This is a genomic window from Aquipuribacter hungaricus, assembly GCF_037860755.1.
Taxonomy (GTDB): domain Bacteria; phylum Actinomycetota; class Actinomycetes; order Actinomycetales; family JBBAYJ01; genus Aquipuribacter; species Aquipuribacter hungaricus.
Map to the genome: position 1 here is coordinate 1 of NZ_JBBEOI010000144.1, position 9,335 is coordinate 9,335.

A 9,335-nucleotide genomic window follows, 5' to 3' on the forward strand; every position below is an offset into this window, starting at 1 on the left:
CGGAGCGCGAGCGCCCGGCCGCGGGCGTAGCCGGCGGCGGTGACGACGAGGCCGGCCACGACGGCACCCGCACGGCCGAGACCGCCGGTGTCCCCGCGTGCGGCGTCGCGGAGCCCGCGCAGCACGGCGGCGGGCAGGACGCGGGTCGCGTAGCTGCGCTCGCTCGACAGGGCCGGACCGGCGCCGTGCAGCCCGGCGACCGCCGCCTTGCTCAGCCCCTCGGCGAAGCAGCGCCGCACGAAGTAGGACCAGCGGGTCCGCTCCGGGGTGACGTGGTGGCCGACCAGCGAGCCGGGCACGTGGACGACCCGGCCGTGGGGGCGCCGGGCGGCCACGGCCATGGACAGCTCGGTCTCCTCGCAGCCCAGCGGCAGGGTGCCCACCCGGCCGAGGTCCTCGGAGAAGCCGCCGGCCTCGTGCAGCGCGTCGGCGCGGAACGCCATGCTCGCGCCGATCGGGTTGCGCACCTGGTGCAGCCGGTCGGGGATGCCGCGGTACGTGCACCCCACCACCCAGAGGAACTCCTCGGGGAACCAGGCCGGCCGGGGGGCACGCCAGTCGGGCCGCACCGTCCCGCCCGCGCCGTGGACCGCCGGGTCCTGGAACGGGGCGACCAGCGCGTCGAGCCAGCCCGGCGCCGGGACGGCGTCGTCGTCCAGGAAGACCACGACGTCGCGGTCGGTGGCGGCCACGCCGCTGTTGCGCGCCCCGGACAGCCCCTTACGGCCGGTCGAGGCGACGACCCTCACGCCCGCCGGGACGGCACCCGTCGCCCGGGCGAGCAGCGCGTCGTCGTGGTCGACGACGAGCAGGACCTCGTCGCGGTCGCCGGCCTGGGCCGCCGCGGCCGCCAGGCTCTGCAGCAGGACGTCCCAGCGGCGCTCGGTGTAGGCGCACACGACGACGGCCACGCCCGGCCGTCGCGCCGCGGGCCCGGGGGCCGCGGCGACGGGGTGGTCGACGGCACCGCTGCCGACAGGGCTGCCGACAGGGCTGCCGACAGGGCTGTCGACGGGGGCACCGACGGGGGTGCCGGCGGGCGCGCGCACGGGGCTCAGACGCTCAGGCCGAGCTCGGCCCGCTCGCGGAGGTCCAGCACGGGCCCGTCGAGGACCTCGACGTGGACAGGGGCGGCGGCCACGGGGACGGCGGCCACGGCGGCGACCGGGGCGGCGGCAGGCCGGGTGACGTCGACCGGCGCGGGGCGGCGGAGCCGCTCGACGGCGAGGGCGCGCAGCACGCGGAAGCCGTCGCGCCACGTGTTGAGGTTGCTCTCGCCGTGGATGCGCTCGAACTCCCAGGACGGGACCTCGGTGATCTGCAGGCGGGCCTTGGCGATGCGGGTGTTGATGACGGTCTCGATCTCGAAGCCGTCGCCCCAGCGCTGCTCGTCGACCGCGGGGCCGTCGTCCACGAGCTCCAGCGCCGGCAGGCAGGTGGCCCAGAAGGCGTTGTAGCCGTAGCAGAGGTCGGTGTACCGGGTGCCGAACAGGGTGTTGGCGATGGTGTTGAGGACGCCGTTGCCCCAGGCGCGCAGCCGGGTGATGTCGGCGCTGCCGCCGGTGCCGGCGAACCGGGTGCCCTTGGCGAAGTCGGCGCCGCCCTGGAGGGCCTCGACGAAGCGCGCGATCTCCCGGGGGTCGGCGCTGCCGTCCGCGTCCAGCATGACGACGATGTCGCCGGTGACGGCGGCGAACCCGCAGGTCATGGCGTTGCCCTTGCCGCGGCGGGTCTGACGGACGACGACGACGTCCGGCCGGAGCGCCCGGGCGACCTCGATCGTGCCGTCGGTGGAGCGGCCGTCGACGAGGACGACCTCGTGCAGGCCCTCGGGGAGCAGGCTGAACACGTGCGGCAGGTTGGCCGCCTCGTTGTACGTGGGGACGACCACGCTCACCCGGGGGGCGGCGGGGCCGCGGCGCACGGCGGCGGTGTCGACGTCGATGTGGGTGTCGTACGACATGAGGGGCTCCTCGGGAGGGGTCGGCCTGGCGGGGTGCCCCGCTCGAGGAGGACGCTATGAGCGGCCCCGCCACGGCTCCTCCACGTGACGAGAACGGGGGTGCCACAGGTCCGTCCGGGTCTCCGGCGCTGCTCCGACCTAGTGACGCGGTAGCAGCAGGTCGATGCTGCTGGGCCCGTCGAGGGACAGCACCACCCTGCCCCCGAGCAGCCGCACCGCGCGCTCGGCGAGCGAGACCGACCCGCGGCGGTCGGCGCCGGCCGTGACGTCGTCGCGCGCGGTGACGGCCCGGGCAGCCTCCGGCGGCAGGCCGTCCCCCTCGTCCTGCACCCGGAAGCGCACCGCGTCGCCGTCGGCGTGGGCGGAAAGCACGACGGGGCCCCGCCCGGACCGCAGGAGCGCCCCGACCATGCCGTCGAGGACGTCGCAGAGGTCGCCGACGGCGGTCCGGACCACCAGGTCCTCCGTGGCGCCCCCGACGAGGACCGGGCGGTCGGCGTGCGCCGGCCGCCGGGCGGAGCGCCGCACCACCTCGGAGAGGACGGCCGCGACGTCGACGTCGGAGCGCGACCCCTGGTCGACGGCCTCGGCCTCCCGCAGCGCGTCCTCGACGGCGGCGGCCTGCTGCCCGACGACGCCGGTGAGGGCCGTGGCGTGCGCCCGCAGCTCCGGGTCCTGGACGACGGCCAGCAGGTTCTCGGTCTCCAGGCTGAGCGCCGTGAACCCGCTGCGCAGCCGGTGCCCCATCGTCAGCACGGCGTCGCGGCGGTCCAGCGCGCTCCAGCGGGTCCGCATCTGCTCCTCGGCCGCCGCCGCCAGGTCCTCCAGCAGCCGCACGTCCTCGTCCTCCCAGGCGCGGGGCTGCGGCGAGACCGCGCACATGGTGCCGACGACCTCCCCGTCCGGGCCCCGGAGCGGGACGCCGGCGTACGCGACCAACAGGGACGCCTCCACGGCGGGGTTGTCGGACACCCGCGGGTCGGTGCGCGCGTCGACCACCGTGAACGGCGCCCGCGAGGCGACCACGTGGGGGCAGAGGGACCAGGCCAGGTCGAGCTCGCGGCCGACGGCGGCCGGGCCGGTGAGGCCGTGCTGGCTGAGGACGAACTGCCGGTCCGCCTCGAGCAGCGAGAGCAGCGAGACCGGGACGCCGAGGGCGCGCGCGGCCACCCTGGTGAGCCGGTCGAAGGTCTCCTGCGCCGGCTGGTCGAGCAGCTGCGTGCGGCGCAGCGACTCCAGGCGCCGTTCGTCGGCGAGGCCGACCGTCGATGGTCGTGGCACTGCGGGTCCCCCGATCTGGCGCGCCGGAGGGATGGTCCGACGCTCGGTCGAGGCTAGCCCGGACGGTACGGAGGGGGGCCACGGCCGGGCCAACGCCCGGCCACAGCTCGTCCACACCGCGGGCCCGCGGGGACGGGATCCGCTAGGGGAGCGCTCCCAGGGCCGAGGGGAGCCGGAGCCGGAACGTGGTCGGTGCGCGGTCGAGGACCTCCAGCCGTCCCCCGAGCACCTGGGCGAACTCGGCCGCGAGGGCCAGCCCGATGCCCTCTCCCGCGGCGGCCGACCCGCTGCGGCGCCGGGCGAACACCAGCTCGTCGTCCAGGTCGAGGGTGCCCTCGTCGCGGACCACGAGGTCGACGCACGCCCCGTCGTGCGCCCCGGACAGCACCACGGCGCCCCGGCCGTGGACCAGGGCGTTGTGCACCAGCACGTCGAGCACCTGGTCGACGGCGGAGGTGGGCAGGTGGACCGAGGCGTCGGCGGGGACGTCGGCGGTCACCGTGCGCCCGGACGACGCCGCCACCACCGCCCACCGCTGGACGACCGAGAAGACGACGCGGCGCAGCTGGACGGGGTCGGTCTGCCCCAGGCCCTCCTCGCGGGCGAAGCTGAGCAGCGCGGTGACCGTGTCGTCGAGCCGGTCGACCTCGGCGAGCACGGCGTCCAGCTCCTCGCGCACGGTGGCATGGGTCTCCGGCCACGCCGACAGGTCCTCGACCCGCAGCCGGATCCCGGTCAGCGGGGTGCGCAGCTGGTGGGAGGCGTTGCGGGCGAACTGCCGCTCGCGGCGGAGGATGGCCGTGAGCCGGCTGCTGCTCGCCCGCAGCGCCGCGGCGATCGCCTCGGCCTCCCGGACCGGCTGCGGGGGGAGCTCGACGGCCCCGGCGTCCCCGCCTAGGACGGTGGCCTGCGCGGCGAGCTCCTGGAACGGGCGGGCCAGCCGCCGCGACAGCACCACGGCGGTGAGCACGGCGACGACGAGCGAGGCGGCGCCGGTGAGGACGATCGGCTGCAGCTCCCGCACGACGTCCTGCCGGACGGTGGCGACCGCGCGGCGCGCCTCGACCGCCCCGCCCCCGGGCAGCTCGACCCGGGCGGTGAGGGCGTCGCGCCGTCCCTCCGCGGCGACCGACGGGCCCGACAGGACCACGGGGTCGGCCCCCTGCGGCAGGTACAGCAGCTGGTCCTCGGGGTCGAGGTCGTCGGTGACGACCGACAGGTCCGGGACGGTGACGGGGAGGCCCGCCTCGAGCCGGGCGGTCACCACCCCGGCGGCGTAGCCGGCGTCCCGGTCGACCTCCTGCTGGGCCTGCTGCGTGACCACGCCCGCCCGCACCAGCGCCCGGGGGACGCCGTACAGCGTCACGGTCAGCAGCGTCAGCAGGACGAAGGCGGCCAGCAGGCGCTCACGCATCCGGGGCGCCGACCTCCAGCCGGAAGCCGACGCCGCGGGTCGTGGTGAGCCGGACGGAGCCGTCGGGACGGACGAGCTTGGCGCGCAGCCGGGCCACCGTGACGTCCAGGGTCTTCGTCGAGCCGAACCAGTTCTCGTCCCAGACCTCGTCCATCAGCTGCTCGCGGGTGACGACCCGGCCGTCCTCGCGGTGCAGCACGGCGAGCAGGTCGAACTCCTTGACGGTGAGCTGCACCTCCTCGCCGGCCAGGAAGACGCGCCGCGCCCCGAGGTCCACCCGCAGCAGCTCCCCGGCCGGCTCGGCCCGGGCGGCGACCGGGGTGGCCTGACCGGTGCCGGCGCGGCGCAGCAGGGCCCGCATCCGGGCGGACAGCTCGGCGAGGCTGAACGGCTTGGACAGGTAGTCGTCGGCGCCGACGTCCAGCCCGACCACCCGGTCGAGCTCGTCGCCGCGGGCGGTGAGCATGATGACCGCCACGAGCGACCCCGCCTCGCGCACCCGGCGGCAGACCTCGAGGCCGTCGAGGTCGGGCAGTCCGAGGTCGAGCAGCACGAGCTCCGGGGGGTCCTCGAGGATCGACGCGACCGCGTGCTCGCCGGAGGCGGTCCGGACGACGTCGTGCTCGTCGCGGCGCAGCGCCCGCTCGAGCGGGACGGCGATGGCGTCGTCGTCCTCCACCAGCAGTACCCGGGCCACGCGGCGCAGGCTACGCGACGGGCGGCCGCCCGGTACGTGGTCCGCCGGAGCTCGTGTCGATCGCGTCGAGCAGGTCGACGAGCAGGTCGAGGAGGACGGCCGGGTCCACCCGGGCCTCGTGGCGGGCCAGGGTGCGTGCCAGCACCAGGTCGACCTCGCCGAGGACGACGTGGTCGCCGGGGCGCAGCCGGCCGGCGGGGCGGGGCCGGCCGACCGGGCCGACCGGGCCGAGCAGGGCGACGACGGCCGCGGGTGCCGGTCCGTCCCCCAGGACCGCCACCTCCGGCTGCCCGCCCGTCACCTCGGCGACCAGCTGCACCTGCCGGGGCCCGCTGTCGAGCGCGACGAGCAGCACCGTCCGGTCGCCCTGCCGCCGGCCGTGGGCGTCCCGTGCGGGCGGCCTCGCCGCGACGAGCGCGACCGTGGCCGGCTGCCCGCGCCAGGCACCCTGTACGGCCAGCTCGGCCTGGGCGCTCGGCGCCCCGACGAGGTCGGGCACCGGGTAGCGGGTCGACAGGTCGGCCACCATCCCGAGCACGTCCCAGCCGTGCTGCCCGGCGAAGCCGCGCAGCGCGAGGTGGCGGCGGACGCGCAGGTCGGGACCCCGCCCCCCGAGGAGACCTCGCACGCGCCACCCCCTCCCAGGGCTGCCGGGGGGCTCCCCCGGCGGCGGGCGCACGGGCCGGCGGTGCCGGCGTCCTCGCCCGTCCGGGATCCTACGACGGTGGTGACCCCGGCACGCCTGTCCACCGGCGTCGTCGTGGGGTGGTGGCCGGTGCCCGCGCTGGCGGTCGTCCTGGCGGTCGACGCCCTCGTGGCGGCGGTCCCGGTGCCCCGGCCGGTCTTCGGCCTGCTCGACTGGGTCGCGCACCTGCTCACGGCGCTGCTGCTGCTCGCCGCCGGCACCCGGTCGTGGCCGTCCGGGCGCCCGTCGTCCGGCGCCGGGGGACGCGGTCGCGCGCGCACCGCACCCGCGGGCCTGCTGCGGCTGGGGGCGCCGGTGCTGCTCGCGGTGCTCCTCAGCAGCGTGGTCGTCGACCTCGACCACGTGCCGGCGGAGCTGCTCGGCAGCGACCTGCTCACCCGGGGGACCCCGCGGCCCTACCCGCACTCGGTGGCGACCGTGCTCCTGCTCGGCCTCGCCGCCGCCGTCGTCCGGGCGGCGGGCGGGACAGCGCCACGGGCCCGTGCCGCGGCCGGCGTCCTGCTCGGTGCCTCGCTCGGGGTGGCGCTGCACCTGTGGCGCGACCTGGCGACGGCGCCGGTGGCGCTGCTCTGGCCGCTGACGGACGCCGGGGTCGAGGTCCCGCGGACGGTCTACCTGCTGAGCCTGGTCGTCGCGGCCGTCCTCGTCGTCCTCCCGCGGCGGGCAGCCCGGTCCGCTCAGTAGCCGAGGACCTCCTGCAGCGCCCCTGCCAGCGCGGCGTGGCCCTCGCGGGTCGGGTGGACGTCGGGCCTCGCGGTGCCGGTCGGGCACATGAAGGTGTACGTGCACACCCGCGGCGCCCCGTCCGGTGCGGCCCCGGCGAAGACGCGCTGCCCGGAGACCACCGGCACCCCCTGCCGGGCGGCGACCGCGGCGAGGCGACGGTCCGCCTCCTCGAACAGCGCGGCGCTCGCGGGCCCGTCGGGGCAGCCTGCCCGTGACGCCGGGTAGGGGTCGTAGGGGCTCAGCACGACGAGGTCCCCGGTCCCCGCCAGCGCGTCCGACAGCTGCGACAGCACCGAGGCCATGGCCGTCTCGTAGGCGTCCAGGGCGGCCGGCGCCCCGGGCGAGACGTCGCAGCCGCCGGTGACGGCGAACAGGTCGTTCGCCCCCAGGTGGACCGTCACGGGGCTGACCTGCCCCGGGTGCGCGGCCAGGAAGGCCAGCGCCGCGGACAGCTGGCTCCCCTGCCGGGGGACCGCGGCGGTCTGCGGGTAGGGGCACCGGCCGGAGACGAAGGTGACCGTGGTCTCGCCGGCGCAGGCCAGCACGGTGAGCCGGGTCCCCGGCACGCCCGCGGCGTGCTGGTACGGGTAGGCGGCCCGCACGTCGCCGGACGGCGAGAAGCCCTGGGCGAGGGAGTCGCCGAGCGCGAGGTAGTGCTCCCGCGGCCCGACCCCCTGCGCACCGGTCACCCCGGTGCCGTCCGGGCTGTCGGTCCTCCCCGGCGCGTCCGCCCCGGGCGCCGCGGCCACCCCGGGCGGGCCCTGCGCCGTCGTCGGCAGGACGGGGACCGCGGTCAGGCCGGCGACGGTGAACCCGACCACCGCGGCCACGAGGACGGCCGCGGCGGCGAGGGGTCCCCGTGCGGCCATGCCCCGATGGTGCTGACCCGCCGTCCGCCGCGCCACCGGCGTGTGCCCCGGCGGCCGCGCAGGGCGGTCCGCCGGTGTCAGCGGTAGACCCGCACGTGGTCGACGAGCATGGTCGCGGGGAACGGCGTGGTGCTGTCGGGCGCGCCGGGCCAGCTGCCCCCCACGGCGACGTTGAGCAGCATGTGGTGGGGCCTGTCGAAGGGCCACACGGCCTCCGGCGGCAGGTCCTCGCGGTGGACGACGGTGGTGGTGACGCCGTCGACGCTGAACGTCACGACGTCGGGCCGCCAGTCCATCGCGTAGACGTGGAAGTCCTGCGACAGGTCGACCGTGGGCGTGCCGCCGCCCCGGGACCAGTGCTGGCCGGTGGTCGTGGACCCGTGCACGTGGCTGAAGACCGTCGTGGGGGTGTTCACCGTCTCGACGACGTCCAGCTCGCCGCCGGCCGGCCAGCCGAGGGTGGCGGTGTCCGTACCCAGCAGCCAGAACGCCGGCCAGACCCCCTGGCCCGAGGGCAGCTTCGCGCGGGCCTCGACCCGGCCGTACCGGAAGCTGTAGGTGCTGGCCGTGCTCAGGCGGGCGCTCGTGTACCGGGCCCCGCCGCTCCAGGGGTTCCCGAGCTCCTCCCGGCGCGCCGTGATGCGGAGGTGCCCCTCCCCGTCCGTGCTGGCGTTCTCCGGACGGCGGTCGGTGTACTCCTGCAGCTCGCCGTCGCCCCAGCCCAGGCCGCCCCACTCGTGCCCCCAGCGGGCCGGGTCCGGGAGCGCGCCCGCCGGCCCGTCGAACTCGTCCGCCCAGACCGGCACCTCCGCCGACGGGTCGGCGGGCGGCGGGGCGGAGCCGGTGGGGGAGGGCGACGGGGTGGGCGAGGGTGCGGGGGTGGGCGCCACGGCGGGGGTCCTCGGGTCGGGGACGACGCGGACGGCCGAGACGACCGGCCTGTCCCGCGAGGCACGGTAGGTGATGTCCAGCGTCCCGTCGGTCACGGTGGCGCGGAAGGTCCGCTCCAGGGCACGGTCGGGCCCGCCGGCCTCACGGAGCACGTCGACCCGGGCGAGCACCAGGGCGCCCTCGGCGAGGACGTCGAAGACCCGCCGCCCCGGGCGCCGGTGGACCGACTCGGCCATGGACAGGGTGACGGTGTACCCGCCCGGCTCGACCGGGACCGAGTAGCCGGTCATGCCGGTGCGGGAGGTCGCGTACAGCTGGGGGGCGGCGGTGCCGGCCACGGGCCGGGGCGAGGTGGTCGCGGTCCCGCCGAGGAAGTGCGCGTCGGCCGCCCAGAGGGTCCCGGCGACGTCGACCGGCACGCTGCTGCCCGCGGACACCCGGACCTCCGGCGGCGGGGCGGCCGCGGGGGCCGGGACGAGCACCGCCCCGGACAGCAGCACGGCGGACAGGACGGCGGACAGTGCGGACAGGGCCGGGACGGCCCTGTCGCGGCGGGTGGGCATGGGGGCTCCTCGGGCAGCGGGGGTGCTGCCCGGGAGATCGACGTGCGCGGCGCCGGCCTGGACCGGCCCCCCGGGTGGTGCCCGCGTCACCCACGGTGGGCCGCTGCCGCACCGGGGGACCCGGCCCCCCGCGACCGGCCCTGCCGCTCACCGCCCGTCGCGGCCGCCCGCGCGGTCGGGTGACGGGCCGTCCGGCCCCCGGGGGCTCAGGCGGTCGCGCGGGCG

The 9,335-nt window shown here is 77.7% G+C and carries 9 protein-coding genes; 1 reads left to right on the forward strand and 8 read right to left on the reverse strand.

The features are described 5' to 3' along the window. From WCS02_RS13830 to WCS02_RS13855, 6 genes are all read right to left on the reverse strand, one after another. Positions 1 to 1,049: glycosyltransferase family 2 protein (locus WCS02_RS13830; RefSeq protein WP_340294203.1), on the reverse strand; the 1,049-nt coding region annotated here is incomplete at its 3' end. 5 nt (positions 1,050 to 1,054) lie between these two features. Continuing rightward, complete coding sequence (locus WCS02_RS13835; protein ID WP_340294205.1) at positions 1,055 to 1,963, reverse strand: glycosyltransferase family 2 protein; 909 nt, start codon at positions 1,961 to 1,963, stop codon at positions 1,055 to 1,057. 138 nt (positions 1,964 to 2,101) lie between these two features. Next, complete coding sequence (locus WCS02_RS13840) at positions 2,102 to 3,244, reverse strand: GAF domain-containing protein (RefSeq protein WP_340294207.1); 1,143 nt, start codon at positions 3,242 to 3,244, stop codon at positions 2,102 to 2,104. 142 nt (positions 3,245 to 3,386) lie between these two features. Continuing rightward, entirely contained in the window at positions 3,387 to 4,658 is a 1,272-nt protein-coding gene (locus WCS02_RS13845) for a sensor histidine kinase (protein WP_340294209.1), read from the reverse strand. Next, the gene (locus tag WCS02_RS13850; RefSeq protein ID WP_340294211.1) at positions 4,651 to 5,355 is read right to left on the reverse strand and encodes a response regulator transcription factor; all 705 of its coding nucleotides are present in this window, start codon (positions 5,353 to 5,355) and stop codon (positions 4,651 to 4,653) included. The genes WCS02_RS13845 and WCS02_RS13850 overlap by 8 nt, the downstream gene beginning before the upstream one ends. A 10-nt stretch (positions 5,356 to 5,365) precedes the next feature. Further along, on the reverse strand, positions 5,366 to 5,983 hold the full coding sequence (locus tag WCS02_RS13855) for a hypothetical protein (protein WP_340294213.1): 618 nt from the start codon (positions 5,981 to 5,983) through the stop codon (positions 5,366 to 5,368). Positions 5,984 to 6,079: 96 nt separating this feature from the next. On the opposite strand from WCS02_RS13855, the gene WCS02_RS13860 reads away from it, so the two are divergent. After that, positions 6,080 to 6,745 (forward strand): metal-dependent hydrolase, encoded by a 666-nt coding sequence (locus tag WCS02_RS13860; protein ID WP_340294215.1) that lies wholly within the window; start codon positions 6,080 to 6,082, stop codon positions 6,743 to 6,745. On the opposite strand, the gene WCS02_RS13865 is transcribed toward WCS02_RS13860, so the two are convergent. Both WCS02_RS13865 and WCS02_RS13870 read right to left on the reverse strand, forming a co-directional pair. Further along, positions 6,739 to 7,656: an SGNH/GDSL hydrolase family protein gene (locus WCS02_RS13865; RefSeq protein ID WP_340294217.1), complete on the reverse strand. Its 918-nt coding sequence runs from the start codon at positions 7,654 to 7,656 to the stop codon at positions 6,739 to 6,741. The genes WCS02_RS13860 and WCS02_RS13865 overlap by 7 nt on opposite strands. 77 nt (positions 7,657 to 7,733) lie before the next feature. Further along, the gene (locus tag WCS02_RS13870; RefSeq protein ID WP_340294219.1) at positions 7,734 to 9,110 is read right to left on the reverse strand and encodes a family 16 glycosylhydrolase; all 1,377 of its coding nucleotides are present in this window, start codon (positions 9,108 to 9,110) and stop codon (positions 7,734 to 7,736) included. Positions 9,111 to 9,335: the final 225 nt, after the last annotated feature.

What these genes read in the sequence shown, in the direction of transcription:
- WCS02_RS13835 (WP_340294205.1), bottom strand. Translation starts at nt 1,963, where the DNA reads ATGTCGTACGACACCCACATCGACGTCGACACCGCCGCCGTGCGCCGC.
- WCS02_RS13865 (WP_340294217.1), bottom strand. Translation starts at nt 7,656, where the DNA reads ATGGCCGCACGGGGACCCCTCGCCGCCGCGGCCGTCCTCGTGGCCGCG.
- WCS02_RS13870 (WP_340294219.1), bottom strand. Translation starts at nt 9,110, where the DNA reads ATGCCCACCCGCCGCGACAGGGCCGTCCCGGCCCTGTCCGCACTGTCC.
- WCS02_RS13845 (WP_340294209.1), bottom strand. Translation starts at nt 4,658, where the DNA reads ATGCGTGAGCGCCTGCTGGCCGCCTTCGTCCTGCTGACGCTGCTGACC.